24 protein-coding genes, 1 pseudogene and 1 riboswitch are annotated in these 25,438 nt (G+C 55.9%); of the genes and pseudogenes, 9 read left to right on the top strand and 16 right to left on the bottom strand.

What is annotated here, in order from left to right; translation table 11 throughout:
• Positions 1-5: 5 nt before the first annotated feature.
• The 3 genes and pseudogenes from SynROS8604_RS00855 to SynROS8604_RS00845 all read left to right on the top strand — a co-directional run bounded on the left by SynROS8604_RS00855 (position 6) and on the right by SynROS8604_RS00845 (position 4,460).
• A complete protein-coding gene (locus SynROS8604_RS00855; protein WP_186544784.1) occupies positions 6-1,544 on the top strand; it encodes a hypothetical protein in 1,539 nt (512 codons plus the stop codon).
• Positions 1,545-1,656: 112 nt separating this feature from the next.
• Positions 1,657-3,363, top strand: a complete 1,707-nt coding sequence (locus SynROS8604_RS00850) for a hypothetical protein (RefSeq protein WP_186544783.1) — start codon at positions 1,657-1,659, stop codon at positions 3,361-3,363.
• 240 nt (positions 3,364-3,603) lie between these two features.
• A pseudogene (locus SynROS8604_RS00845) lies at positions 3,604-4,460 on the top strand (GDP-mannose 4,6-dehydratase).
• A gap of 143 nt (positions 4,461-4,603) precedes the next feature.
• On the opposite strand, the gene thiC reads toward SynROS8604_RS00845, so the two are convergent.
• The 6 genes from thiC to ruvB form a co-directional block, all read right to left on the bottom strand.
• On the bottom strand, positions 4,604-6,007 hold the full coding sequence (gene thiC / locus SynROS8604_RS00840) for a phosphomethylpyrimidine synthase ThiC (RefSeq protein ID WP_186544782.1): 1,404 nt from the start codon (positions 6,005-6,007) through the stop codon (positions 4,604-4,606).
• A gap of 45 nt (positions 6,008-6,052) precedes the next feature.
• Positions 6,053-6,161, bottom strand: a riboswitch (TPP riboswitch).
• Positions 6,162-6,202: 41 nt separating this feature from the next.
• Positions 6,203-6,832: a HEAT repeat domain-containing protein gene (locus tag SynROS8604_RS00835; protein ID WP_186544781.1), complete on the bottom strand. Its 630-nt coding sequence runs from the start codon at positions 6,830-6,832 to the stop codon at positions 6,203-6,205.
• A gap of 1 nt (position 6,833) precedes the next feature.
• Positions 6,834-7,064, bottom strand: coding sequence for a DUF3188 domain-containing protein (locus SynROS8604_RS00830; protein WP_186544780.1), 231 nt, complete (start codon positions 7,062-7,064; stop codon positions 6,834-6,836).
• Positions 7,061-8,239, bottom strand: coding sequence for an amidohydrolase (locus SynROS8604_RS00825; protein ID WP_186544779.1), 1,179 nt, complete (start codon positions 8,237-8,239; stop codon positions 7,061-7,063). The genes SynROS8604_RS00830 and SynROS8604_RS00825 overlap by 4 nt, the downstream gene beginning before the upstream one ends.
• Complete coding sequence (locus SynROS8604_RS00820) at positions 8,236-9,045, bottom strand: tetratricopeptide repeat protein (protein WP_186544778.1); 810 nt, start codon at positions 9,043-9,045, stop codon at positions 8,236-8,238. The genes SynROS8604_RS00825 and SynROS8604_RS00820 overlap by 4 nt, the downstream gene beginning before the upstream one ends.
• Positions 9,042-10,121 (bottom strand): Holliday junction branch migration DNA helicase RuvB, encoded by a 1,080-nt coding sequence (ruvB, locus tag SynROS8604_RS00815; protein ID WP_186544777.1) that lies wholly within the window; start codon positions 10,119-10,121, stop codon positions 9,042-9,044. The genes SynROS8604_RS00820 and ruvB overlap by 4 nt, the downstream gene beginning before the upstream one ends.
• A 64-nt stretch (positions 10,122-10,185) precedes the next feature.
• On the opposite strand from ruvB, the gene smpB reads away from it, so the two are divergent.
• Positions 10,186-10,680, top strand: coding sequence for an SsrA-binding protein SmpB (smpB, locus tag SynROS8604_RS00810; protein ID WP_186544776.1), 495 nt, complete (start codon positions 10,186-10,188; stop codon positions 10,678-10,680).
• On the opposite strand, the gene SynROS8604_RS00805 is transcribed toward smpB, so the two are convergent.
• Positions 10,674-12,734, bottom strand: coding sequence for a serine/threonine protein kinase (locus tag SynROS8604_RS00805; protein WP_186544775.1), 2,061 nt, complete (start codon positions 12,732-12,734; stop codon positions 10,674-10,676). The genes smpB and SynROS8604_RS00805 overlap by 7 nt on opposite strands.
• Positions 12,735-12,831: 97 nt before the next feature.
• Here SynROS8604_RS00805 and egtB point away from each other — a divergent pair, with 97 nt between their 5' ends.
• Genes egtB through SynROS8604_RS00785 form a run of 4 tightly spaced genes read left to right on the top strand, consistent with a single transcriptional unit; the run spans position 12,832 to position 15,832 of the window.
• On the top strand, positions 12,832-14,100 hold the full coding sequence (gene egtB, locus SynROS8604_RS00800; protein ID WP_186544774.1) for an ergothioneine biosynthesis protein EgtB: 1,269 nt from the start codon (positions 12,832-12,834) through the stop codon (positions 14,098-14,100).
• Entirely contained in the window at positions 14,097-15,089 is a 993-nt protein-coding gene (gene egtD, locus SynROS8604_RS00795; RefSeq protein WP_186544773.1) for an L-histidine N(alpha)-methyltransferase, read from the top strand. Before egtB ends, egtD begins: the two co-directional genes overlap by 4 nt.
• A 27-nt stretch (positions 15,090-15,116) precedes the next feature.
• Positions 15,117-15,350, top strand: coding sequence for a hercynine metabolism small protein (locus SynROS8604_RS00790; RefSeq protein WP_006853875.1), 234 nt, complete (start codon positions 15,117-15,119; stop codon positions 15,348-15,350).
• Positions 15,347-15,832: a hercynine metabolism protein gene (locus SynROS8604_RS00785; RefSeq protein WP_186544772.1), complete on the top strand. Its 486-nt coding sequence runs from the start codon at positions 15,347-15,349 to the stop codon at positions 15,830-15,832. The genes SynROS8604_RS00790 and SynROS8604_RS00785 overlap by 4 nt, the downstream gene beginning before the upstream one ends.
• Positions 15,833-15,869: 37 nt before the next feature.
• On the opposite strand, the gene SynROS8604_RS00780 is transcribed toward SynROS8604_RS00785, so the two are convergent.
• From SynROS8604_RS00780 to SynROS8604_RS00750, 7 genes are all read right to left on the bottom strand, one after another.
• Positions 15,870-16,133, bottom strand: coding sequence for a hypothetical protein (locus SynROS8604_RS00780; protein WP_006042532.1), 264 nt, complete (start codon positions 16,131-16,133; stop codon positions 15,870-15,872).
• Positions 16,134-16,178: 45 nt separating this feature from the next.
• Positions 16,179-17,648 (bottom strand): lysine--tRNA ligase, encoded by a 1,470-nt coding sequence (lysS, locus tag SynROS8604_RS00775; RefSeq protein WP_186544771.1) that lies wholly within the window; start codon positions 17,646-17,648, stop codon positions 16,179-16,181.
• A 71-nt stretch (positions 17,649-17,719) separates the two neighbouring features.
• Entirely contained in the window at positions 17,720-18,487 is a 768-nt protein-coding gene (gene rpaB / locus SynROS8604_RS00770; protein WP_186544770.1) for a response regulator transcription factor RpaB, read from the bottom strand.
• A 125-nt stretch (positions 18,488-18,612) separates the two neighbouring features.
• Positions 18,613-19,935: a sugar ABC transporter substrate-binding protein gene (locus SynROS8604_RS00765; protein WP_186545735.1), complete on the bottom strand. Its 1,323-nt coding sequence runs from the start codon at positions 19,933-19,935 to the stop codon at positions 18,613-18,615.
• Entirely contained in the window at positions 19,932-20,435 is a 504-nt protein-coding gene (locus tag SynROS8604_RS00760) for a rod shape-determining protein MreD (RefSeq protein WP_186544769.1), read from the bottom strand. Before SynROS8604_RS00760 ends, SynROS8604_RS00765 begins: the two co-directional genes overlap by 4 nt.
• Before the next feature lie 3 nt (positions 20,436-20,438).
• Positions 20,439-21,182, bottom strand: coding sequence for a rod shape-determining protein MreC (gene mreC, locus SynROS8604_RS00755; RefSeq protein WP_186544768.1), 744 nt, complete (start codon positions 21,180-21,182; stop codon positions 20,439-20,441).
• Between the two features lie 5 nt (positions 21,183-21,187).
• Positions 21,188-22,240 (bottom strand): rod shape-determining protein, encoded by a 1,053-nt coding sequence (locus SynROS8604_RS00750; RefSeq protein WP_304623186.1) that lies wholly within the window; start codon positions 22,238-22,240, stop codon positions 21,188-21,190.
• A 148-nt stretch (positions 22,241-22,388) separates the two neighbouring features.
• On the opposite strand from SynROS8604_RS00750, the gene SynROS8604_RS00745 reads away from it, so the two are divergent.
• Entirely contained in the window at positions 22,389-22,769 is a 381-nt protein-coding gene (locus SynROS8604_RS00745; protein ID WP_115070391.1) for a single-stranded DNA-binding protein, read from the top strand.
• A 78-nt stretch (positions 22,770-22,847) separates the two neighbouring features.
• Here the strand turns inward: SynROS8604_RS00745 and SynROS8604_RS00740 are convergent, their stop codons facing one another.
• Together SynROS8604_RS00740 and ahcY are read right to left on the bottom strand one after the other, a co-directional pair.
• Entirely contained in the window at positions 22,848-23,507 is a 660-nt protein-coding gene (locus tag SynROS8604_RS00740) for a DedA family protein (RefSeq protein ID WP_186544767.1), read from the bottom strand.
• 500 nt (positions 23,508-24,007) lie between these two features.
• Entirely contained in the window at positions 24,008-25,438 is a 1,431-nt protein-coding gene (gene ahcY / locus SynROS8604_RS00735; protein WP_186544766.1) for an adenosylhomocysteinase, read from the bottom strand.

Genomic DNA, 25,438 nt, shown 5'->3' with positions numbered 1-25,438 from the left:
TCACCATGCAGGGCTTTGATTCCCTACCCCTCAATGCAGACTCTCTGGCACCATTCGAGGAAGCCAAAAGCCTTATCAACACTCCAGGCACCCATCTTTTCAACATCCACGTTTCACGGATCCCAAGCATCTTTCCAGACCTAGCAATCAATACTCTTTTACAAATCGTCCGACCAGACGCAGGCTTCCTTGAAATATTCAGCCTCTATTCCTGGTGCACATCATTTTTATTCTTGGCGCTAGCGACACTTCAAATCAATGAAATCAGGCCAAGGAAACAGACCTTAACCTCGAATGCAATCAAGATAAGCCTTGTCACCATAACCCTACTGAATATCAGCCATCAATTCAATATTGCCTATGCCCATGTCATCACTCCAGTTCACCATGGAGGGAATGCTCTCAATACTCTTCTCCTACTAACCCTATCCTTACGACTCCTCAAAAACCCGAAACAACGAGGGCTCAGAATTGCATTTACAAGCCTGATAGTCCTGGCAGCATTATCAAACAAACTTGCAATCTTTACCACAGCCCTGCCAGCAGCATTCATTTTCCTGGTTCATCTGCGTGGCAAGACGCGAAGAGATCTTTTAGTTCAATTGATCATCGCTACTTCTAGCGGATTATTCATTGGAAGCCTCTTAAACGAGCAGTGCGCCTCAGCAGTATTTAACCTATCGAACACATTCATCTCCTTCAAGCAGTACTTTCAAATCAGCTGGATCACACTGGCCAGTGCATTCCTATCCATTGCATCACTTCTCTACTGCTATAAAGAAAGATCAGGACTAGCAAAAGCAACTAGTGCTGGACTGACTGCCATCTCTTTGAGCAGTCTGTCCTATTTTCTCTATCTGCCAATTCTGACGGGACGCGGGCAAGCACCTCTTCGCTATATCTGCATTCCCTATCTACTGATCGTCGTCTTCATCGTTTTTTATATCGACAGAAGCACCACAAAGAAACAAGCAACTGGATTGATTGCACTGATGATCATCACCATTGTTTCCTTCCAATCACCAGTTGGACCATACCTCAACTTGACAACTCACCAATCATTAAAACAAGACCTAATCGATAGAAGCGAACGTATTGATCGCTTTAAGTACGATGCAGCAGAATTTATACAAACGAAGGGCTACGCCTCCTACCTAGGACTTGGCGAATACTGGATGACAGGAGCTACATTAATATCTAATTCTAAGATCAGCCTAATCCCGATCCTGAAAGATGGAAAACCTGATTTCTGGGGTGCAACACCACAAGACATCCGAGAGCAAATAAAACCCATCAAGGGGAATAAGGCTTATGTTCTATCAAATGACGACAGCTTTATAAAAAAACTTGAAAAGCAGTACGGACTACCAATGCTGACGTGGAATTATGACAATGAAACGAGGGAGTTCACGCAGGAAGAAATCGATACAAGCAATCGACTCCTCATTTACAACAACAAGGTAATTTTCAATCGTATCAACAAGAAAGCCAAGCATTTCAAACGTCAATGCAATCAATCCCTCCCTAACTACAGAAAAAGGTGAATCTCTTCACAACAACCAATCAATAAAAGTCATTTCTGTAGGGAGCTACAGCTGTCCTTCCTACCAAGGCCAGCATAAAATCACGATACTCAGGGCTTAAGTCGTCAACAGAATGGTTACCCCGAAGGAAGCAAAGAGACGTACCAACATCGTCACGAGCCTGCTGGGCATTAATCAGTCACGGGAGGAGCCAAATCGCACGAGAGAGATAATCATCGCGGATTATCTGTGTCTAATCCTGGTGTGCATAGGTGCTGGATACCTGGCCACTCTTCAAGGCTTTGATTCGCTGCCACTCAATGCTGATGCACTAGCACCCTTTGAAGAAGCAAAAAGCTTAATCAGCAATCCAAAAACCAATCTTTTTAACATCCACGTTTCAAGAATAGCGAGTATTTTTCCAGATCTCACAATCAATACGATGCTACAGCTGATCTTTTCAAAAGCCGGATTTCTAGAAATCTTCAGCCTTTATGCGTGGTGTGCATCCTCACTATTCTTACTGCTTGCAACACTCCTCACGAACACAATTAAACAGGGCAAACAACTGTTAACAGCAGACTCCATTAAAATAAGCCTGGTCACAATATTCCTTCTAAACATAAGCAATCCGTTTAATATTGCCTACTCACATTTTATTACTCCCGCCCATCATGGCGGCAATGTTCTCAATACACTACTCATACTCACGCTAGCCGTCTTCTCTATAGGAGCAGCCAACAAGCGAGGGCTTCACATTCTTTTAAGTGGCCTAATAGTACTCGCCACACTGTCCAATAAGATGGCTATTTTTACAGCAGTATTTCCTACAATATCAATATTCATTGTATATCTACAGGGCACGCAACGAAGAAATCATCTAATCACAGTACTCCTATCGAGCTTAGTAGGGGTCTTCATAGGGAGCCTATTTAATGAGCAATGCGCAACACCTGAGTTCAACCTTTCAGGAACACTATCAGCCATCCAACAATACTTTCAAATCAGCTGGATCACACCTGCAAGCGCTGTGATCGCAGCTGGATCGATCCTCTATGTCCTAACAGCAAGAACATCTCGCTTTAATCTTCCCAAACAAACCGCCGCAGGACTCCTTGCAATCTCAACGAGCAGCCTCTCATACTTTATATATCTTCCAATGCTTACAAGTAGTGGAGAAGCACCACTCCGATACATTTGCATTGCCTACGCCTTAATAACTGTCTACCTGGTTTTTTATGCCAACAAGATCGGGGAACAACGACCAACCATCATCCTTGTGTTGTTGCTGGTTGCTACATTAATTTCGTTTCAGCATCCAGATCGACCTGCAATAAATATGGACGGGAAGCTATCATTAAAACAAGAGCTATTAGACAGAAGCAAACGAATAGAACCGTTTAAGAATGATGCGGCAAACTTTATCAATCAGATGGGATATGATTCATACCTAGGGTTAGGAGATTATTGGATGTCGGGTGCCACCCTAGCAAGCAACTCTAAAATAAATGTTGTTGCCATTCACTCCACAGGACTTCCTGACTTCTGGGGAGCAACACCACAAGATATACGCAGGCAAATAAAACCTCTCAACAAAGAGAAAACCTACCTGCTTACCGAAGACAATGCATTCAAAGAGAAATTTGAGGACAAGTATGGTGCTCCTACTGAGACATGGAACTACAACAATGAGGAGAGAAGATTCACGACAAAGCCGATCCAAACAAGCCAAAGACTGCAAATCTATGACAATCCAGATATTTACAATAGAGTCAGGAGGCACTCTAAAAAGTTCAAACGCCAATGCAATCCATCTCTACCAAAATACAGGGTTAGATGAAAGTTAAGCAGTGACCAATGCAGAAGAATGTGAATGCAAAACAAAATCTACCCAATACTAATTGGGGTCCACAAAATGCATCGAAATAAATAGCGGCCTAGTGAGACAGCTCTTTATCGCTACTTCTACAATTATTAAACCAGTTCAGACTTCAAAGCGAGAAATTCAGTTACTGGCTGCGCAGGATTCTTAAGCTCTCACTTCTTAGTTGACAGACTGATGCAGACGGATGAATAAGTCATCTGCCTAGACGACTACTTAACCGGTAGGAAAATTAATATCCAGTCCTGGATTGGCCATCCTAATTTCGAGCTAATCCGCCACGACGTTACTGAACCAATCAAGCTTGAGATCGATCGGATTTGGCATCTTGCATGCCCAACTTCACCCATCCATTACCAATTTAATCCGGTAATGACAGCGAAGACAAGCTTTTTAAGCACCTACAACATGCTGGGCTTGGCTCGACGAACCAAAGCACGCTTACTACTAGCGAGCACTAGTGAAGTATATGGCGATCCAAAAGTGCATCCACAACAGGAAAGCTATAGGAGCTCAGTGATCACCATCGGAGTGGGAGTTGTTATGACAAAGGCAAGCTCATTGTAGAAACACTCTGCATGGATTACAAGCGAATGCATGGAACAGAAATACGCATTAGCCGTATCATTAATACCTACTGACCAAGAAGTTACCCAATGATAGGCGTGTTGTCAGCAACTTCATTGTGCAAGCACTCCGTGGCGAAGCATTAACAATTCATGGGAATAGGCAACAAGCTCGTTCTTTTTGCTATGTAGACGATTTAATCGAAGGATTGATCAGGCTTATGAATAGCGACTACAGAAGGCCAATCAATATCGGCAATCAAAATGAATTCACAATTTTAGAACTCGCCGAACTAATTAGACAAAAAAGTCAATCGATCACTTTCGATTGCTCACAGAGATTTGCCTGTGGATGATCCCATACAAAGGCAGCCGATCATTGAACCGGCTACAAATCAATTGCATTAGCAGCCAACGATAAAACTTGAGACTGGGATGGATCAAACAATAAACTACTTCAAAGGCAAACTTAAAATCAGTCCAAACTGACGGAAAATGCACTGAATCTCAAATCAATCCTTAGAGTAAGCATCACATCCATTGACTATATTTTAACTTTATCCAATCACATTCCCACTCACCAAAGCAATCTTTTATGCTGGCAGGTTGACCAAGGCCAACCTGCCTCAACCTCAGGATTCCTTCTGTTGCTTCACACCAGCTAATTCACCAGCACCACTTTTCGCCTTCAGCACATCTTCCAAGCCAGCAAGATCCTCATCGGTGATCTTGGTTTGCATCGGGCAGTGCTTGGGCCCGCACATCGAGCAGAACTCAGCTTGTTTGTAGATGTCTGCTGGCAGGGTTTCATCGTGATACTCCTTCGCACGCTCAGGATCTAAAGACAACTCAAACTGCTTGTTCCAGTCAAAGTTGTAACGGGCCCGGCTCAGTTCATCATCACGATCCCTCGCACCAGGACGATGACGAGCGATATCAGCAGCATGAGCTGCAATCTTGTAGGCAATCAGCCCCTCGCGCACATCTTCTGCATTGGGAAGACCAAGGTGCTCCTTCGGCGTCACGTAGCAAAGCATCGCGGTGCCGTGCCAACCGGCCATCGCCGCACCAATCGCTGAGGTGATGTGGTCGTAGCCAGGAGCGATATCGGTCACCAACGGACCGAGCACATAGAAGGGCGCTTCATCGCACTCCTCCATTTGCTTTTTCACGTTGAATTCAATTTGATCCAGGGGCACATGGCCTGGACCCTCCACCATCACTTGCACGTCGTGCTTCCAAGCCCGGCGGGTGAGCTCACCGAGCGTTTTCAGTTCAGCGAGCTGGGCCGCATCGGAAGCATCATGCTGGCAACCAGGACGCAAGGAATCTCCTAAGGAGAAGGTGCAGTCGTAGCGCTTAAAAATCTCGCAAATGTCGTCAAAACGCGTGAACAAAGGATTTTGACGGTGGTGATACAACATCCACTGGGCCAAAATTCCGCCGCCTCGGCTCACAATTCCGGTGAGACGTCCCTTCACTTTGGGGAGATGTTCAATCAACAGGCCAGCATGAATCGTCTGGTAATCAACGCCCTGTTGGCAATGCTTTTCGATGATGTGCAGGAAGTCATCTTCATCGAGTTTCTCGATCGAGCCGTGCACACTTTCCAAGGCCTGATACACAGGCACCGTGCCAATCGGAACGGATGAGGCGCCAATAATTGCCGTCCGCACTTCATCCAGGTTCACGCCGCCAGTGGACAGATCCATCACGGTGTCGGCGCCATATTTCACAGCCAACTTCAGCTTGTTCACCTCCTCCGCTGCATCCGACGCATTGGGAGACGCACCAATGTTGGCGTTCACCTTGCACTTGCTGGCGATGCCGATCGCCATCGGCTCCAAATTGGTGTGATTGACATTGGCGGGAATGATCATCCGACCGCGCGCCACCTCTTCCATCACGAGGGATTCCGGAAGGTTCTCGATCGTGGCCACATAGGCCATTTCCTCCGTCACCACACCCTTACGGGCGTAATGCATCTGAGACACATTGGCCTGGCCCTTGCGAGCGGAAACCCATTCAGTACGCATGTCCTTGGCAGCAGCGGGATTGCCAGGAGCCGACCAAACAGCCGAAGATCACATCGTTCACTTCCCTGCGCCGGCATGACCCGGATCAAGTTCAGAGGGTGTGATCTCAGCCCCAACGATCGCAAGGAAAGACAGGGCACCCCTAGTGGTCTTTGAAAGCTAGCAACGCTTTTCAGGTCTGGTGCACTTCTGCTTTCAGGGCTGCAAACCATTCAGGGCAGCAGCCACTACACGGTGATCCGCGTCCTGCTGCAACGGCTGAAGCAGCCCCCTTGCTTCAGATCCATGGGCATCTCCGCCCTGCTCACGCACCACCCGGGCCAAGATTTCCGCACCACTCACCCGCACAGTTCCGTCGGCGTCGGCGATCGCTTGCCTGCCGAGATCCAGCAGCCAAGACGGGTTGATTCCAGGTTGCTCAGCGAGAGCGGAGAGAATGCTGCAACGCACCAGCCAAGCGCCATCCTTCGCGAAGCTGTCGCGCAACAGGGGCCAGGATCGCTCCACCCCGTAGCTCGCCAAGGCATTCGCCGCTTCAGCGCGCACATTGGGATCTTCGTCTGTCGAGACCAGACGCGTCAGCACCTCCCAGCCCTGCTCATTGCGCCGGTAACCCAGGCCGCTGCAGCTCAGGGAGCGCACTAAAAATGCCTGTTGCTCACTCCCCAAAATCAGCAGGGGGATCACAACACTGTCGTTGTCTGAATCGGGCAGCGCTCGCAATTTCGCGAGGGCTGGCATCGCTTGCACTGGGTCACCCGACGCGATCGCTACGCGCAGCTCCTCAGGGTTGGGTGCGGTCTGTTCAGGGGTGCTACTGGCCATCTCAATCCTCCTGAGAACGGGTGGTGCGCAAGGCGATCAACAACTGATGGCGGCGCTGACGACGGCCCACCACGGCATGGATCACCAAACCAGATCCCACAAGGATGGCAGGAAGTGCTTGCCAGCTGTCGGGCCCCTCTCGCTGCAGCATTGCCGACACGCCAAGCAGCACCATCAGCGGTGCCGCCAGAGACAACACGATGTGGATCCTTGTCCTGGATTGACGGCTCATGGTGTGGGAGTCCAGGCCAACATCGCAGCGGTTAACACCTGCACACCCACGCCCAGGGCCCCTTCCTCAGGATTGAAATGGCCGTTGTGGAGCGCTGCACATCCATCAGGACCCGCCACCCCCAGGCGAAACATGCTGCCGGGGACATCCTGCAACAGTTCGGCAAAATCCTCGGCGCCAAGAGAAGGCTGCTCAAGGCGTTGCACTTGATCTGCCCCCAATTGCTCAACGGCACTGCGCTCGAGCAAGGCAGTGAGGGCGGGATCGTTACGAACCGGGGGTGCAATGCAGCGATAGCGAACCCGGGCGCTGGCACCAAAGCTCCCGCAAATGGCTTGCACCGTCTCCTCAATCCAAGCTGGTAAGCGTTCATGGAGGTCTGCGCAGAGGCAGCGAACCGTGCCGAGGAGCGTGACCCGATCAGCGATCACGTTGAAGGCTTTGCCCCCCTCGATTTTTCCAAAGCTCACCACCACCGGATGCAGGGCATCCAAGCGACGACTGATCGCCTCCTGCAATCCCGACACCACCCGGGCTGCGATCCAAATCGCATCGACTGATTGATGGGGCCGCGCGCCATGGCCGCCTTCACCGATCACCTCGATTTCCAGTTCTCCCGCAGCAGCCGTCAGGCTGCCGCTGCGTACACCGATCGTGCCCACCGGCAATGAGGGGAACACATGCACGCCAAACAGGGCGTTGAGCCCATCAGTGGCGCCGTCAGCGCGCATCCAGCGGGCCCCTTGGGCAAGCTCCTCAGCAGGCTGAAACAACAGGCGCATCCCCACGGGCAAGGACGACTCCTGCGCCAACAAACGCGCAACCCCCAGTCCAATACAGCTGTGAATGTCATGACCGCAGGCGTGCATGACTCCCTGCCGCAAGGAGGCATAGGCCAAACCCGTGCGCTCCTCTACGGGTAACGCGTCCATATCTACGCGCAAACCCAACTGGGGCCCACTTTGAGGCCCCAGTTCCGCCATCACCCCGGTGCGCCCCACCCCTTCTCGCACACGCCAGCCGCACTGACGCAACTCTCCAGAAATCAAGGCCGCGGTCTGGTGCTCTTCCCCACTCAGTTCCGGATGGGAATGCAGATGGCGTCGCAACTCGATCAACGCGGGCAAGATCGCCTCAAGCCTGGCTTTAAGAAGAGGATTGGTGGTGGTGGTCATGGACTTTCCAAAGCCAGAAAACGCTGTAAATCAGCAACAGGTCGTGGAGGCCAACGACGCACCTCTAGCAACCAATCGGCCTCGCGATAACTCGGATCCAAGCCGGAAGCCGCCGCCCAATTGCTTTCAGCTTCCCCCTTAGAGCCCCGGATCCAAAGCAGAGCACTCAAGCCAGCCCGCGCATCCGCAAACATTGGATAACGACGGATCAAGTTGCGCATCTCCCGCTCAGCTTCTTCAAAAGCTTCGAGTTGGTAAAGGGCCAACGCCCTGCTGGAGCGCGCCATTGCAAACCCAGGACGGGCCTCAGCGGCGCGCCCATAGAGGGCTTCAGCGGATTCCCAATCACCTTCAGAGCCGCGCACGTTGCCGAGGTTGTAGAGCGCTGAAGCATCTTGAGGATCCCGCTTCAAAATCCAGTTGTAATCCTGCTCGGCTGCCGTCCAATCCTGTAAGGCCTCCTCAGCCGTGCCTCGATTGAGGTGGGGATCAGCTTCCTCTGGAGCGAGCTCAATCGCCTTGGTTTGATCGGCGATCGCCCCCTCGGTATCGCCTAAAACCAAACGCACATTGCCGCGGTTGCTCCAGGCAGCGGCGTCATCCGGAGCCAGCTCCAGCACCTGATCCCATCCCTCGAGGGCCTGCTGCGGGTCACCCTGACGGCTGAAGCGCAGGGCCTGTTCAAACAACTGACGGTGCTGATCCTTAGGAAGCGATTCAGCCAGAACCGGATCGGCACCCAGGAACAGCACGACCCCGAAGGCAACCAACAAGACGGAGAACCAACGCTTGAGATCCATGCTCATGCCGCATCTCCCTCATCCGCGGGCCAGCCCAGGTGGCCTCGGCCAGCAGCGGTCACCACCCGTCCACGGGGCGTGCGCTGAAGGAAACCGAGCTGCAGCAAGTAGGGCTCCACCACGGCTTCCAAGGTGGTGGGATCCTCGCCTAGCGCCGCGGCCAAGGTGTCGAGACCGACCGGGCCGCCTCCATGGGACTGAAGCAACAGCTCCAACAGGCGACGATCGCTGGCATCAAGGCCCTTGCCATCCACACGATGCAGGGTGAGTGCTTCATCCACCAATTGCACATCGATGCAGCCAAACACCTCACGCACACAGGCCACATCCCGCACCCGGCGCAGCAGGCGGTTGGCAATCCGAGGGGTGCCCCGACAACGGCGGGCAATCTCGGCGCAAGCCTCAGGCGAAAGCTGCAGCGCGAGCAAACCCGCAGCCCGCATCACGATCGCTTGCAAATCATCTTGGCCGTAAAACTCCAGGCGCTGAATCAGTCCAAAGCGATCGCGCAGGGGAGAACTCAGTGCACCGGCCCTTGTGGTGGCGCCCACCAGGGTGAAGGGCGGCAATTCCAGGGCTCGCGTTCGCGCCGTACTTCCCTTGCCAACGGTGAGATCCAGGCGCCGGTCTTCCATCGCTGGATAAAGGAGCTCTTCGGCAACGCGGGTGAGCCGATGAATTTCGTCGATGAACAACACCTCCTTCGGCTGCAAATTCACGAGCAAGCCAACAATGTCGCGAGGGCGCTCCAAGGCCGGAGCGCTGGTGATCCGGCAGGTGACCCCCAGTTCTTCCGCCAACACCATCGCCATCGTGGTTTTGCCCAAGCCGGGAGGGCCATAGAGCAACACATGGTCGAGGGCCTCACCCCTACCAATCGCCGCCTGAATGGCAATCCCCAACACCTGTTTGAGTTCACGCTGACCGATGTAATCGTCGAGACGCCGCGGCCTAAGACCGTCTTCCTTCGTGGCGCTCAGCTCGGCCGATTCATCATGTTGACGCGTTGCATCCACCACCCGCGACAGCTTCGGTCGGAGAGCTCCCTTGGAGGATCCAGCGTTGGAAGAAACAATCGCCATGGTCGAAGGGTACCGATAGCTGGATAAGGTCAGGAGACCGATCGGCCGTAGGGCCTGACGCGAGATGGGCAAGGGAGGCGGCAAAAAGAGTGCAGCGGCGAGAGCAGCGGCCAATCGCCTGCTGGCCGACAATCGGCTGGCAAGACACCAGTACGAAATCCTCGAAACCCTAGAAACGGGAATCGAACTTCTGGGGACTGAGGTGAAATCGGTGCGCGCGGGGCAAGCCAATCTGCGCGATGGCTTCTGCCTGATCAGGCGCGGAGAACTGCACCTCCACAACGTTCACATCTCCCCGCACACCCACGCCAGCCGCTATTTCAATCACGAGCCACTGCGGGTGAGGCGGCTACTCGCCCATCGCCGCGAAATCGACAAATTGCGCGGTCACCTGGAACAAAAAGGGCTTACCCTGATTCCTCTCAATTTGCACCTGCAGGGGTCATGGATCAAGGTGACCATCGGCCTGGGCAAGGGACGCAAGCTCCATGACAAACGGGCCGCTGCCAAAGACAAGCAGGTCAAGAAGGAAACACGGGAGGCCATCGCCCGCTACTGACCCCTCAGCCCTTCTGGCTCAGCGGAGGGCTCTTGGACCGCTTGCTCTTGGGCAGATGGTTCTTGGGAAACCTCCTCCTTCACGTCTGCTGGCTTCGGCCCAGGGGGTTCTGGTAAAGACTCCACCGGTCCCTGCGCTCCAGTCGCCGGATCGGCAATCGGATTGAGATCCACCCTTGGCAGCGGTTTCGACACGGCTTTCGGTGCAGGGGTCGGAGTCGGAAGATCCGCACGACAGGACAAGGTCAACAGGCCGGATGCGACACCTTCATTCGTCACGAGCACCTGCACAGGTGTGCCCACATCAGCCTCCAGGGTGACCACTCGCAAAGGGCCCCGTTCTGCAGCAACTGAGCCGTCAGCGGCATAGACGGTCATCTGCATCAACGGTGTTCCGTTAATCCCGAGCACCAGCCGACGATTGGCCGGCACCTGAATGGAAATCAGGCGCGCGCTATCGGCTGGTACCCGACTGGAAAGCACGGTGGCCATCTCAGCCCCTGCCTTCAATTTTTCAATCTTGACCTCCTCCAGACTGCGCAAGGCAGCGGCGTACCAAAGCTGCCGGAAGGGTTCTGGTGGCTTGGCACCCGAGGCCACACCTGGCAACAGGGTGTTGGCCGCCACGGAGACCAGCTGCTCCACCACCCTGTCATTCACCCCTTGCGTCACGAGGGCCTGACGTTGGGTCTGCCAATCTTTTTGATCGAGTTTCCCCAGGCGACGACGCAGCCCAGGAGGCAGCTGCTCCACCCTGGCTAGCCACTCGTTGGCCAACTCATTCCAAACCTGGCGCAGGGGAGCATCCTCAAGGGAATCACTGGGCAAGCGACCGCTCCGCTCCGGGAAACGGGCCAACAGGCTGGCATCCACAAGCTCCAGGAACCAGCTGCGGTCCACTTGCAACGCTCTCAATCGACTCAGCAGTTGTTGACGCTGATCCACTTCTGCAGGCGGCAGGCTGGCCGTCGGCGAGCGGCCCACCACATCACGCTCGGTGGATGGGACACCAGACGGGGCGTTACCCCGGCTGAGGAGGAACCAACCGATGGCCGTGCCCACCACCGCTGACATCAACAGGGCGATCACCACGGGCCATAGCCGTCCTTCCGCCGCCATTTGGCGCTCATCGGCGCGTTGACGCCGGCGAGGCTCAGGAGACGAGGGACCATCAGCCTCCGGCTCCACGCCAGGACGTTCAGGAGAGGGCAGCAGCACAGGCGCCAGCACAACCGTTCGTTCCGAACTCGGCATCGGCCCCGTCGATTCCGGCATGGGAACCGCTTTCAAGGCCTGCAAGACCTCCGCGGCCTGCTCAAAACGGCGACCTGGCAGCTCGCTCAGCATCCGTTCCAACACATCGCGGAAGCCCTCATGGAGTTCGAGCTCTGGGGGGCATGGCCATTCGCTGGCATCAGCGGGCAGCAAGGCCTCCGGGGCCCGTCCACTCAGCAACGTCAGTGCGGTCACGCCAAGAGCATGAACATCCATCCAGGGAGCGGCCAGCTCGCCGCGGCCTTGTGCCCTCGGGGCATAACCAGCCGTGGCTCCGAGGAGCGGGGCGGTGCCGAGTTTTTGAAGCAGGCCAAAATCCAGCAACAGCGGCAGCCCATCCTGATCCCGGCGAAGAAGATTGCTGGGATTGATGTCTCCATGGACCAGTCCCTTGCCATGGAGAACGCCTAACACTGGAAGAAGCTGACGCAACAGCAACAGCACTTCACCGCCACCGAACACCAGCTGACGCTCACGCCGCTGCTGCTGGATTTGGCCAAAGCTGGATCCTTCCTGCCACTCCCTCACCAGCCAGAGCGAATCCAAGTCCTCCAGCAGTCCTCCAAAGCGTGGGATCAGCGGATGGAGAACCGATTGCATGGCCGGCCAAAGCTGGCGAAAGCGGTCTTGCGCATCAGGATCCTGCAGCTGCCGCAGTGCCACTGGCGCATCTAAGGCCAACACATCCGTTCCACGCCAAAGCTGCCCCTGGGGTGCGGACGTGTCTGAGGTCAGACATTGATCCAAGCGGTAGCGCTCAGCCAGCAGCGTGCCGATCACAACGACATTGCCTAAATGGGCTGATGCTAGGGCGAGTTTTGGGAAAGCACCCGCAGCCTGGCCTCCCTAAGGTCACTATTTCGTGCATCAACCCGCCATGGACTCCGGCACGCTGATCCGCCGGCTGATGGACGTGCGCCGCACCAGCGAAGTGTTGATTGAGCCGCTTGAAGCCGAAGATCTCTGCCTCCAGGGCATGGCCGATGCGAGCCCCCCTAAATGGCATCTCGCCCACACCACCTGGTTTTTCGAAACCTTTGTTCTGATCCCCCACTGCCCTGGGTACGAGGGAGCCGATCCTCGCTGGAACTACTTATTCAATTCCTATTACGAAGCGGTTGGCCCTCGGCAACCCAGACCGCAGAGGGGTTTACTCAGCCGGCCGCCGATGAAAGAGGTGATCGCTTGGCGCCACAAAGTGGACCAGGCCCTGGAGGATCTGCTTCAAAGCAACGGCGACTCCCCTTCCCCCTGGCTGGAACTCGTCGAACTGGGCCTTCAACACGAGCAACAGCATCAGGAATTGATGTTGATGGATCTTCTCGATGCCTTCAGCCGTCAGCCCTTGGAACCGGCCTACCGAACGGATTGGCCGGAGCCCGAAGACTCTTCTCCTAACGGAACAACGGATGACCTAACAGCTCCCGTTTGGCTGCCCTGTGCGGGGGGCCTGGTGGAGATCGGCCAGGACATCGAGCCAAACAGCACCCACAACGCCCACCCCTTTCATTTCGACAATGAGGAACCCCGTCATCGCGTTTGGCTCGAGCCCTATGCCCTCGCGGATCGCTTGGTGAGCAACGGCGAGTACAAGGCCTTTATCGCGGACGGCGGCTATGAACGCCCCGAACTCTGGATGAGTGAAGGCTGGGCCATCCGCTCAGAGCGGCAATGGCAAGCACCGCGCTATTGGCGCCAAGAGTGGGATGAACAGAAGCGTGCTCAACAACAGCGAGACCCGTCAGCCTGGGCCTGGGAATTCACCCTGGCAGGCCGCTGCCCGTTGGAGGCCCATCGCCCGGTACGCCATCTCAGCTGGTTTGAAGCCGATGCCTATGCACGCTGGGCTGGATCTCGCCTACCAACGGAGGCCGAATGGGAGAGGGGCGCCAAGGAGCAGGGACTTCAGCTCATGCAAAGCCATGCTGAGCTTTGGCAATGGACAGCGAGTCCCTACAGGCCTTATCCCGGATTTCAGCCGGCCAAAGGAGCCGTTGGCGAGTACAACGGCAAGTTCATGACCTCCCAATTCGTGTTGCGGGGCAGCAGTCAGCTCACCCCGGATGGCCACTCCCGCAACACCTACCGGAACTTTTTTGCTCCTTCTAGCCGCTGGATGGCGGCTGGGCTGCGCTTGGCCCGATGACCACCACCTCTCAACAACCCGATTACACAACCGATCGAAAAACAGAACTGATCGACCTCCATCCGCCAGCAGCAGATATGGAACAGCTCGTCAGGATCGGGCTCAACCGTTGTCCCCGCCAGCTGCCGGCCTGGTTTCTCTATGACGAGGAGGGGTCACGCCTGTTCGATCGCATCTGTGAGCAACCCGAATACAGCCTGACTCGCACCGAAATTGCCCTGCTCGATTCGTCGGCCCCAGAGATTGCGGCCGCCATCGGTGAAGGGGTGATCGTGGAATTCGGTGCTGGCAGCGCCCAAAAAGTAGGCCCTCTTCTCGAGGCAGCCCATCCAGCCGCCTATGTAGCGCTGGACATCAGTGCCGAGCATCTACGCAAAGCCACCACTGCCCTGCAACAACGCCACCCAAGGGTGCCCATGCTGGGCATTTGCTGCGATCACAGCACGCTTTCATCCCTGCCTGAGCACCCATTGCTGCGAAAGCAACGGCGGATCGGCTTCTTCCCTGGCAGCTCGCTCGGCAATTTTGAACAGGACGATGCCATCCGCGTGCTGCGCCAGTTCAAGCAGTTGCTGAATGGGGGACCTCTCCTTCTTGGTCTTGACCAACCCAAGAGCAAGGTCCGCCTCGAAGCCGCCTACAACGATGCCGCTGGGATCTCAGCCGCCTTTGCACGCAACTTGCTGCATCGCCTCAATGCCGATTTGGGAGCAAATTTTGACCCCCAAGCCTTTTCGTACCAAGCGGGTTGGCAAGCCGAGCAACAACGCGTGCAGATGGCCTTGATCAGCCGCTGCGACCAAGTGGTCAGGATCGCCGGTGAGCGTTGGAGCTTCCAATGCGATGAACCCCTGATCACCGAATACAGCCTCAAGTACAGCCCTGAACGCGCTGTTGCGTTAGCGCAACAGGCCGGATGGCGCTGGCTGCGTCGCTGGCATGATCCAGAGGATGATCTCTCCTTGCATCTCTTAGAGCCCACAGACTGAGATCCAGACCTTCATCCCTGCTGAGCCATGAGTCGCGACGAGCAACGGGCCACCGTCCGCCTACAACGTGAAACCCTGATCGAAGAGCTGGAAACGGTCTACCGCAATGCCTTCGATCGCCTAGGCGCTCTCGAGCTGGGCGAGGGCTCGGTCGCCCGTCTCACCCAGCTGTTGCTGCGGTCACGGGAAGGGGCGATCAATCCGCTCGAGCAGGAGATCGAAGCTCCATTGATCACGCGCGCACCGGATCAAATCCCATGAGTCCCTCCTGGCTTGACAACCTCGAACGCAGCTTGGAAGAACGGCTTGAGCAGTTTTTGCGTAGCAATCCAAGCCAAGATCAACTTCTGCGCGAACAACATCTGCAAGACCGTCAAAGGGATCTTCACAACCGTCGCGGGCAACAGCAACTCCAAGCGAAGGAATTGCGCCGCCAGCTGCTCACGCTTGCTGAACAAGTCCAAGCCTGGACACAGCGTGGAGAGAAAGCACGTAGAGCTGGCGCCCTTGAACTTGGGCAACGGGCGGATCAGCACGTTGTCGCCTTGATGCAGCAAGGTCGTGAACTCTGGGAGGAGTTCGAGGCGCTTGGCCTTCAGTTCGCCGAACTCGAGGAGCAGCTCAACAGCCTGAAAACCCAGGAAAAGCAGTCAACATCTCGGCGAAGCCTTGATGAGGACTGGGCCCTCTTCGAAGCACAGCAAGAGATCGAAGAGCTGAGGCGCAGTAAAGGGCTCAGCTAAAAGGGCCTCAGCTCATCGCACGTGTCATCTCTCTCGATCAAGCCTTCGGGGCGGGTGGCTCAAGGCTCACATTTTCAGGCGGAGGAGTGGGATCTGGATCAGCAATCAGCATGTGCTGAAGCACGATCTCAGGACGCTCACTGTCACGCCAGCGGATGCGATAAGCGGGCATCTTGGTGCCTCGGCTCGTGGTCTGTTCCACGGGCTCCATCACCCATCCGCGACGGGACCGCCCCTGCGGATTGCGCTTGACCACCGCATCGGCGTGTTTGAAGCGGAAACCTACGCGCTCACCACTCATGGGAATTGGACCCTGCCACTGGGTTTAATTATCCATGCTGACAGGTCACCCCTCAGGTCGCATCAACGGAAAGGCAATCACATCCCGAATGGAGGGGCTATCCGTGAGCAGCATCACCAAGCGATCAATCCCGATTCCAAGTCCACCGGTGGGGGGCATCCCCACTTCCAGGGCCTGAATGAAATCCTCATCCACGCCGCTGGCTTCCACATCTCCTGCCGCACGGCGTTCCTGCTGGAGCTCCATGCGGCCTCTTTGATCCAAAGGATCCGTGAGCTCACTGAAGGCATTGGCCGTTTCTCGGCCCACGATGAACAACTCAAACCGCTCCACCAAACCTGGCTTGTTGCGATGTTTACGCGCAAGGGGGGAAATTTCCTGCGGGTAATCGAGCACAAAGGTTGGCTGGATCAAATTGGGTTCCACCGCATGCTCAAACGCTTCGTTCAAGAGCCGTCCGACCGTGTCGGCCTTATCCGGTGCAGGGAGATTCGCAGCTCGCATCGCCTCCACAGCCGCCTCACGGGTCTGGAAAGAGGCGAAATCCAGGCCGGTGGACTCCTGCACGAGTTCATGCATCGTGGCGCGCCTCCAGGACGGCGTCAGGTCCACCTCCACGCCCTGGTAGCTGATGCGGGTCGTCCCGCAAACCTGCTCACAAACCGAGGCGATCAGCTCTTCGGTGAGCGTCATCATGTCGTTGTAATCGGCATAAGCTTGATACACCTCCACCGAGGTGAATTCAGGGTTATGGCGCGTGCTCACCCCTTCGTTGCGAAAGATCCGTCCGAGCTCATACACCCGTTCAAATCCACCCACCACGAGACGTTTGAGATGGAGCTCCGTGGCAATCCGCAAGTAGAGAGGCAGATCGAGGGTGTTGTGATGCGTGATGAACGGTCGCGCCTCAGCTCCACCGGCTTCGGATTGCAAGACCGGTGTTTCGATCTCTAGGAAGTCGCGTTCATCCAACCAACGGCGGATCGCACTCACGGCCATCGCTCGACGCCGGAAGGTCTCACGAGACTGCGGCGTGACGATCAAATCCAAATAGCGCTGGCGATAACGCTTCTCCACATCCGCAAGGCCATGCCATTTATCTGGCAGGGGCTGCAGCGACTTGGTGAGCATCTGCCATTCGCTCACCTTGACGGACAATTCACCGCGATCGGTGCGGCGCAAAATGCCGTGAACTCCGATCAGGTCACCTGCATCCACCAAGGAACTGAGCTGAGCAAAGCGGTCTCCCAGCGTTGCTTTTTCGAGAAACAACTGGATCGTTCCCGTTTCATCCGCCAGCGTGAAGAACGCAAGCTTGCCCATCACTCGGCGCGTCATCACCCGACCAGCCACCGAAACCTTCAGGTCACGCTCGGTTCCTTTCGGGAGATCAGCATGATCGGCTTGGAGGCGCGCCATGCGATCGGTGAGATCAAAGCGCAACGCATACGGCTCTTGCCCCTGTTCTTTGAGAGCATTCGCCTTCTCCAAGCGGGTCTCACGAAGTTCAGACAAGAGAGAAGAAGCAGTCGGGCGCCATCCTGCCCTGCGACGGGCACGAGAGCGAGCGGATTACGCCAAAATCATCAAACTGCTGCCGGTGCTCCCGCGGGCTCACCCATGCGCTGAGACGCATAACCAATCCCTCTCACCGTGAGAATCAATTCAGGATTGCGAGGGTCGGGCTCAAGCTTGCCTCGCAGGCGTGCGACGTAAACATCAACAACCCGGAGGTCGGCCGCGCGTCTAGGCGGGTATCCCCAGAGCTGCTCAAGGATTTCAGCCCTAGGCACCACATGACCTGGATCCCGAAACAGCAGCTCAAGGAGGCTGAATTCTGTGTAGGTGAGAGCGATGCGCTCAGTTCCACGATTCACCTGACGGCGATTGGTATCGACCACGAGGTCTCCAACCCGCATCACCCCTTGGCCACTTGGAATCTCTCGTGGCTCAACGGTGGCGGAACCAGATCCAACCCGCCTCAAAATCGTGGAGATACGGGCTTCCAGCTCCTTTGGACTGAAGGGTTTTGGCAGATAGTCATCGGCGCCAAGGTCGAGGGCAGCGACGCGTTCAGAAATCGATTCCAGCGCGGAAAGAAAAATGATGGGGACGCAGGATTCCGCTCTCAGACGCCTGCACACGGCAAAACCGTCCATTTTGGGAAGCATGACGTCGAGCACAACAAGGTCTGGAGCTTCGTTGTGGAACATCTCCAACGCCTCCTCCCCGTCCTCAGCGGAAATGACGTTGAAACCAGCTAATTGCAGACGCATCAACAAAACCCGCCTAACTGCGGGCTCGTCGTCAACCACAAGAATGGTTCCTTTTACAGAAGGCCCATCTGTGGGCATCGCAACACAATATGAAGAGAAGCGACTCTACCGGTCAGCGCAAACGATTCGTGAGTGACAAAAAGCTATCGACTCAGGTTTTTGATTGTCTTTATGTTTTCAACTCAAGGCAGTGAATAGCTCCCTTAGGGCCAGCGCGCCTCTGAATAACGGTTCCACTGTTCAGCAGCGCTACGCACCGCCTCCTCACTACTGATCTGACCCAGCATCGCCCTCTGAAGCTGGGTGTAAACGATGCTTTGCAGACGCTTCACCCCTGGCGTCGCAGGCACCAGGACCCTCGCTCCCTCCAGCGTCTTGGCCGACAGCAACCTCGCCTCTCGAATTTGAGCCTGCTCGGGAGTGGCAGGTCGCTCGGCTTCGAGCTCAGCACGCACCTGCCTGAGAGCTGCCAGAGAGGAGGGCAACACTCTGGCCTCACGCGCAAAGCGCGCTTGATTCGGTCCGTTGGTGAGATCCAGGGCGAACGACAACGCCTCTTGAGGTCGCTGACTCTGGCGAGGAACAGCGAGCGTCATCAAAGCCACGTTGGCGGTGCCATCGTCTCCTGTAAGAGGCGGTTGAGGGATGGTCACCGCCGCCACTCCAGGGGCATTGGTCTGAATACTGCGTAAAAATTCAGCCCCACTGGCCAGCAAGGCAAGCTCACCACTTTGGTAGAGCTCAATCGCCCGGCGCTGCCCTTGACTGACCACTTCCCGAGGGAGAAGCCCCTTTCGATACAAATCGGTCCAAAACGCAAACGCCTTGCGCCCCTCTGGCGAATCGAATCCAGCGCGCTGTTGCTCATCGAGCAAAACGACCCCCATCTGCACCATCGACTCCAGCAATTCAGCGGAATCGTCGGGCACGGCCGTGACAAACAGCCCATAACGCCCGGTTCGCTCTCGAATGCGGCGGGCAAACTCAGGGACATCATCCCAACGACGGGGTGGCGATTTCACGCCAGCTTGTTGAAGCAGCTGCTGGTTGACCAAGCTGAGGCGGACCGTGAGATACCAGGGCACGGCAATCTGGCCCGCCTTTGAATCGCGCGCGGCACGCCACACCGAAGGCAAATAGCGCTGAGCGGCATCGGGCGGCAAGAGCGGCGTGAGATCGGTCAACCCACCCTTGCTTGCCAAATTGGCCGCGAAGGGGGGATTGAGATTCACCACATCAGGAGCGGTGCGCGCAAACACGGCTGCCAGGAGCTTCCGTTCCACCGAACCCCAGGGCAGGTCGGTCCAACGCACCGGCGCATCGGGATGCTCATCATCCCAGCGATCAATCACCTGTTCCATGTAGGTGTTGAATTTGGGCGCTAGTTGCAGCGTCCAAAGCTGGAGAGCTCCATCTGGAGCGGCCGCACGCCGGCATCCCCCCATCAGCAACGACGTGCTGACAACTGCCAAGGCGAGCCACCTAAGGCGATGGGACCTATGGCGATGAGAAGTGTGCTGAATCATGCGGGAGTGCGCCGTCGCCAGATCAGAAGTTGCCAAGACCCAATCATCGGGGCCATCAGACCCGTCATCAGGCCTTGAGCCAAACAGGTGTGTAATGCAAAGGCTTGGGCCAAAGGAGCATCCACACCCTGAACCAACAGCTGCGCCCAGAGGCTCAGCCCTAGCAACATCGTGCCGATCCAAGCCAGCAGCCCCAGATTGAGACTGCGTTGAATCGGTCGGCCCCGCCGCCCAAGCCGTCCCCACCACCAGCCCAACAGCATCAAAGCGGGCACCTGACTGACATCTCCCACATTGAGGCCATCCAGGACCAATCCCATCGCCGCCCCCGCGACCACCCCCGATACCGGTCCATCCACCAGTGCCCAGGGCAACAGCCACAGCACCGCCCAGCTCGGCAAGACACCTCCCAAGCTCAGCCATGACGGTGCCGCCAAGCTGATCAACGGCACCAACAATCCGGAGGCAACACAGATCGGTTGGCTGTGAAGACGAGCCATCAATCAGCGCCGACTCACCTGGACCCAGTCGATCGCATCCGGAGGCGCAATCAACTGAACCAGGGCCGTGGGAGCGGGAACCGCTCTGGAGTTCAAGGACTGCACAACGGCCACAGGAAGGTTTGCAGGCAACAGGGTGCTGGCCGGGGAGGTACTCACCAAATCACCAGGACGAACCTTCACGTCTTTGTCGATGAATTTCAGTTCAGGACGGGCCGTGCCCATTCCCACCAGGAGGGCATGTTGACGGGTCCGCGGCACCCAAACGCCGACACGACTTCCCGGGGCGGTGAGCAAACGCACAAGGCTTGTCGCTGGAGTGGCACTTTGCACAAGGCCAATTAATCCACCCGGGCCGCTCACCGCATCCCCTTTTTTGATGCCAGCTAGCCCCCCCTTCCCCAGCACGATTTGCTGCCACCAGCCCTCAGGCGTTCGAGAGATCACGGCAGCAGAAATCGCCCCTTGGGCGCCTTGACGATCCAAGGAAAGCAACCCCCTCAAACGGGCGTTATCCACCTCAAGCAACTGCAAACGCGTGGCATCGTCCTGCTGCTGCGCTGACTGGACCCACTGTTTCTGAGCTGAACCTGGCCAAAACGGACGCGTGAGCAAGGCAAAGGCATCCGCGAAACCAGCGCCCTTGCTCCAACGCACCATCCCCAGCACGCCAAGAAGAGCCAGCCAAGGCCAAATTCGTTTCAGGCTCCGGGAACGCGTTCCCTGCGGCCACGGCGAGGAGCCCATCGGGATTAGAGGCTCGAGGCAGAACGAACGAATTCAGGGGTATCCAACACACGCTGCAAGCGCTTGTAATCCTCCAGCACCTGTCCGCAGCCATTCACCACACACAGCAGCGGATCTTCCGCCACGTGGGTAAAGATCCCGGTTTCATGGCTGATCAGATCACTAATCCCTCTCACCAGAGCCCCGCCGCCCGCGAGCATGATTCCGCGATCGACGATGTCCGCGGCCAGCTCAGGGGGAGTGCGTTCAAGCGTGCGCTTCACCGCCTCAACAATCACGTTGAGGGGCTCAGCAATCGCCTCACGAAGATCACCCGCTTGGAGCTGAATCGTGCGCGGCAAACCAGACAAGAGGTGCAAACCACGCACATCCATCACGGTCTGGTCGAAGTCGTTGTCTGGAAACGCAGAGCCGATTCGAATCTTGATGTCTTCTGCGGTGCGCTCACCCACGACGAGGTTGTGAACCTTTTTGAGATGGACACCAATCGAATCGCTGATTTCATCACCAGCAACGCGAACGGATTCACTCAACACGGTGCCTCCGAGGCTGAGCACCGCCACTTCGGTGGTTCCACCACCGATATCCACAATCATCGTGCCGACGGGCTCTGTCACCGGCAGCCCAGCACCAATCGCAGCAGCCACGGGCTCATCGATGAGATGCACTTCTCTGGCACCGGCCAGGCCCGCCTCACGCACGGCGCGGCGCTCCACACCCGTCACACCGCTTGGGATGCCCACCACCAAACGCGGAGCAATGATCCCGCGCCCCTCATTGCCTTTTTGAATGAAGCTTTTGAGCATCTGCTCAGCCGCATCAAAGTCGGCGATCACGCCATCACGTAGGGGCCGGATGGCGCGAATGTTCCCGGGCGTCCGGCCCAGCATCAGCTTCGCTTCATCTCCGACGGCCAGGGGCACTCCCCTCTCCAGATCAATCGCCACCACAGAAGGTTCTTGCAACACGATCCCCTTGCCGGAGACGTAAATCAGGGTGTTGGCAGTGCCGAGGTCGATACCGATGTCACGGGAGAGTTGAAATCGACGAAAAAGCACTGGATGGGGCACAAGTCGCCGAATCTTAGGAGGGGTGTCATGCGCTGGCTGATGCATCAGTTGATACATCCGGCGCTGAGGGTGGAACTCCTTAAAAGCAGCCACGTCAACCGTGGCGCATCATTAATCCACACAGAACAAGACCTTTATGGGTGTCAATTCCGTAACCCTGGTCGGCCGCGCCGGCCGAGATCCCGAAGTTCGTTACTTCGAATCGGGAAGCATGGTGGCCAACCTGACCATTGCCGTGAATCGCCGCAGCCGCGACGACGAACCAGATTGGTTCAACCTTGAGATCTGGGGCAAGCAGGCCCAGGTTGCCGCCGATTACGTCAAAAAAGGATCACTCCTGGGCATCATCGGCAGCTTCAAATTGGATCGCTGGACCGATCGCAACAGCGGTGAAGAACGCAGCAAGCCTGTTGTTCGCGTCGATCGCCTCGAACTCCTCGGTTCCAAACGCGACAGCGAAGCAGGATCCGGTGGATTCGGGGGAGGGAGCCCGAGCGACGAAGAAGTTCCCTTCTAAAACAGGAGTGCATGACGACCGGCGACTTCCTCGCGTTGAGGGGCTCAAAACAGCCGGTCGCCAGCACCTGACCGCTGGTTAATCGGCCGACTGGCGGCGACGCCAAATCCTCAGGGCCAGCCAGATCCCACCAGCCAAAACGGCAATCACTAAGCCCACCTTGATCACCTTGGAGAAGGGATCGATCCAGACCTCAACATTGCTGTATCCCTCACCAAGAACCATCCCGGCGATGGTGAGCAACAGCGTCCAGATCAGACTGCCAGCCGTGGTCCAAATTAAAAATGGCGCCATCGGCATCAACTCGATTCCTGCAGGAACCGAAATCAAGGTGCGAATGCCTGGCACCAACCGTCCCCAAAACACGAGGGCCGTCCCGTAGCGGCTAAACCAACGGCGACTGCGCGCCAATTCCTCGGGGCTAATGCCGATCCAGCGGCCATGGCGCTCGAGCCATTGCTCAATGCGTTGTTCATTGATCAGACGGCCGATGCCATACCAAGGCAACGCTCCCAGCACCGTTCCAATCAAACCCGCAAGCACAACGGGGACGAATTGCAGTTGCCCTTGCTGCACATAAAATCCTCCCAAAGGCATGATCAGCTCAGAGGGAATAGGCGGAAACAAATTTTCGAGAAACATGGCCGCAAAAATGGCGCCATACCCCAACCATTGATTTGCCTCGACGGCCTGTCCAATCAGCTCTGGAAGCTGGGTAATCAGTTCAGACAGACCCATCAACAGCTAAAATAAAGTCTAACTAGTATTTCACACCTTATCGGCCATAGGAATCAGCCATAGCGAAGGGAGAAACCCCTCAGCCTAGGTATTAATAAAGCATTACTTCAGACACAACAAAGATCCGAGCCTCTTATCAAAACCAGAGAAAAGACAACCTAAATTCATAATTAAATGCTTTGGATTAAGACGCCTAGGGCGACCCTTGATGAAGACTTGCCACACATTCCATCCCATCATTCATCACGCGAATGATGAACTTTAAGCTCACAGCAAAACAACTTTCAACGCATTTAGCATCCGCTCGCAGAGACGCTACATACTATATAGCGAACAAGTACTCAAACTCTTAAGCCGCTTAACAGGCTCAACAAAAGCCATGTTTCAACTCTAAAACAAATTGAAACCAAAACATTTTCTGGCTCAAGAGAGAGTTCCAAAAAGCACACAGGCCATGAAAAAAGGGCTGCATACACAGCCCTTAAGCGATCCCCAAAAGATCAATAACGGTAGTGATCCGGCTTGTAAGGGCCTTCCACTGGAACGTTGATATAGTCAGCTTGATCTTTGCTCAACTCAGTGAGATTGGCTCCGATCTTCTCAAGGTGGAGGCGAGCCACCATCTCATCAAGGTGCTTAGGCAGCACATACACCTCTTTGCCGTATTCCTTGCCCTTGGTGAACAACTCAATCTGAGCCAACACCTGGTTCGTGAAGGAGTTGCTCATCACAAAACTGGGGTGACCAGTGGCGCAGCCCAGATTGACGAGACGACCTTCGGCAAGAAGAATAATTTTGTTGCCGCTTGGCAAGGTGATGTGATCCACCTGAGGCTTGATGTTGTCCCACTCATAGGCCTTGAGTGAGGCCACATCAATCTCGTTGTCGAAGTGTCCGATGTTGCAGACGATCGCTTCGTCCTTCATCTTCACCAGATGCTCATTGCGGATCACCTGGTAGTTGCCCGTGGCGGTCACAAAGATGTCCATCTGATCCACCACATCCTCGAGGCGAACCACCCGGTAACCCTCCATCGCAGCCTGCAAAGCGCAAATGGGATCCACTTCAGCAATGCAAACGGTGGCACCAAGGCCGCGCAATGACTGCGCAGAACCCTTGCCCACATCGCCGTAGCCAACAACGAGGGCCTGCTTGCCAGCCACCATCACGTCGGTCGCACGCTTAATGCTGTCAACCAGCGATTCACGACAGCCATAGAGGTTGTCGAACTTGCTCTTCGTAACCGAATCGTTGACGTTGATCGCAGGGAAGGGAAGCTCTCCACTCTTCTGCATCTTGTAGAGGCGAGCCACGCCCGTGGTGGTCTCCTCGGTCACGCCCTGAATTTCAGCCTTGATGCGGCTGTAGAAACTGGAATCCTTCGCCAGCTTCTTCTTGATCGAAGCGAACAGGAAGGTCTCCTCTTCGTTGGAAGGGTTATCGAGCACGGTGATGTCCTGCTCGGCCTTGCTACCCAACATCACCAGACCGGTGGCATCGCCACCATCGTCGAGGATCATGTTGGGCGTTCCACCATCGCCCCACTCGAGGATGCTGTGGGTGTAATCCCAGTACTCCTCAAGGGTTTCACCCTTAACGGCAAAAACGGGAATTCCACCGGCAGCCATCGCAGCTGCGGCGTGGTCTTGGGTGGAGAAAATATTGCAGGAGGCCCAGCGCACATCGGCACCAAGCTCCACAAGGGTTTCGATCAGAACAGCTGTCTGGATCGTCATGTGCAGAGAGCCGGCGATCCGTGCTCCCTTCAAGGGCTTCTCCTTGCCGTACTTGGCACGCAATGCCATGAGACCGGGCATCTCGGTCTCAGCAATATCAAGCTCCTTGCGTCCGAAATCGGCCAAACCGATGTCCGCAATGACGTAGTCCTTTGCGACCTGAAGTTCGGCCGTTGCCGCGGCTGTTGCCACCAT

The organism is Synechococcus sp. ROS8604 (assembly GCF_014279655.1).
GTDB lineage: Bacteria > Cyanobacteriota > Cyanobacteriia > PCC-6307 > Cyanobiaceae > Synechococcus_C.
The sequence above is the reverse complement of the archived record's forward strand: the minus strand, read 5'-3'. Positions and strand labels throughout refer to the sequence as shown.

What these genes read in the sequence shown, in the direction of transcription:
- SynROS8604_RS00855 (WP_186544784.1), top strand. Translation starts at nt 6, where the DNA reads ATGCAGGGCTTTGATTCCCTACCCCTCAATGCAGACTCTCTGGCACCA.
- SynROS8604_RS00850 (WP_186544783.1), top strand. Translation starts at nt 1,657, where the DNA reads ATGGTTACCCCGAAGGAAGCAAAGAGACGTACCAACATCGTCACGAGC.
- thiC (WP_186544782.1), bottom strand. Translation starts at nt 6,007, where the DNA reads ATGCGTACTGAATGGGTTTCCGCTCGCAAGGGCCAGGCCAATGTGTCT.
- SynROS8604_RS00835 (WP_186544781.1), bottom strand. Translation starts at nt 6,832, where the DNA reads ATGGCCAGTAGCACCCCTGAACAGACCGCACCCAACCCTGAGGAGCTG.
- SynROS8604_RS00830 (WP_186544780.1), bottom strand. Translation starts at nt 7,064, where the DNA reads ATGAGCCGTCAATCCAGGACAAGGATCCACATCGTGTTGTCTCTGGCG.
- SynROS8604_RS00825 (WP_186544779.1), bottom strand. Translation starts at nt 8,239, where the DNA reads ATGACCACCACCACCAATCCTCTTCTTAAAGCCAGGCTTGAGGCGATC.
- SynROS8604_RS00820 (WP_186544778.1), bottom strand. Translation starts at nt 9,045, where the DNA reads ATGAGCATGGATCTCAAGCGTTGGTTCTCCGTCTTGTTGGTTGCCTTC.
- ruvB (WP_186544777.1), bottom strand. Translation starts at nt 10,121, where the DNA reads ATGGCGATTGTTTCTTCCAACGCTGGATCCTCCAAGGGAGCTCTCCGA.
- smpB (WP_186544776.1), top strand. Translation starts at nt 10,186, where the DNA reads ATGGGCAAGGGAGGCGGCAAAAAGAGTGCAGCGGCGAGAGCAGCGGCC.
- egtB (WP_186544774.1), top strand. Translation starts at nt 12,832, where the DNA reads ATGGACTCCGGCACGCTGATCCGCCGGCTGATGGACGTGCGCCGCACC.
- egtD (WP_186544773.1), top strand. Translation starts at nt 14,097, where the DNA reads ATGACCACCACCTCTCAACAACCCGATTACACAACCGATCGAAAAACA.
- SynROS8604_RS00790 (WP_006853875.1), top strand. Translation starts at nt 15,117, where the DNA reads ATGAGTCGCGACGAGCAACGGGCCACCGTCCGCCTACAACGTGAAACC.
- SynROS8604_RS00785 (WP_186544772.1), top strand. Translation starts at nt 15,347, where the DNA reads ATGAGTCCCTCCTGGCTTGACAACCTCGAACGCAGCTTGGAAGAACGG.
- SynROS8604_RS00780 (WP_006042532.1), bottom strand. Translation starts at nt 16,133, where the DNA reads ATGAGTGGTGAGCGCGTAGGTTTCCGCTTCAAACACGCCGATGCGGTG.
- rpaB (WP_186544770.1), bottom strand. Translation starts at nt 18,487, where the DNA reads ATGCCCACAGATGGGCCTTCTGTAAAAGGAACCATTCTTGTGGTTGAC.
- SynROS8604_RS00765 (WP_186545735.1), bottom strand. Translation starts at nt 19,935, where the DNA reads ATGATTCAGCACACTTCTCATCGCCATAGGTCCCATCGCCTTAGGTGG.
- SynROS8604_RS00760 (WP_186544769.1), bottom strand. Translation starts at nt 20,435, where the DNA reads ATGGCTCGTCTTCACAGCCAACCGATCTGTGTTGCCTCCGGATTGTTG.
- mreC (WP_186544768.1), bottom strand. Translation starts at nt 21,182, where the DNA reads ATGGGCTCCTCGCCGTGGCCGCAGGGAACGCGTTCCCGGAGCCTGAAA.
- SynROS8604_RS00745 (WP_115070391.1), top strand. Translation starts at nt 22,389, where the DNA reads ATGGGTGTCAATTCCGTAACCCTGGTCGGCCGCGCCGGCCGAGATCCC.
- SynROS8604_RS00740 (WP_186544767.1), bottom strand. Translation starts at nt 23,507, where the DNA reads ATGGGTCTGTCTGAACTGATTACCCAGCTTCCAGAGCTGATTGGACAG.
- ahcY (WP_186544766.1), bottom strand. Translation starts at nt 25,438, where the DNA reads ATGGTGGCAACAGCCGCGGCAACGGCCGAACTTCAGGTCGCAAAGGAC.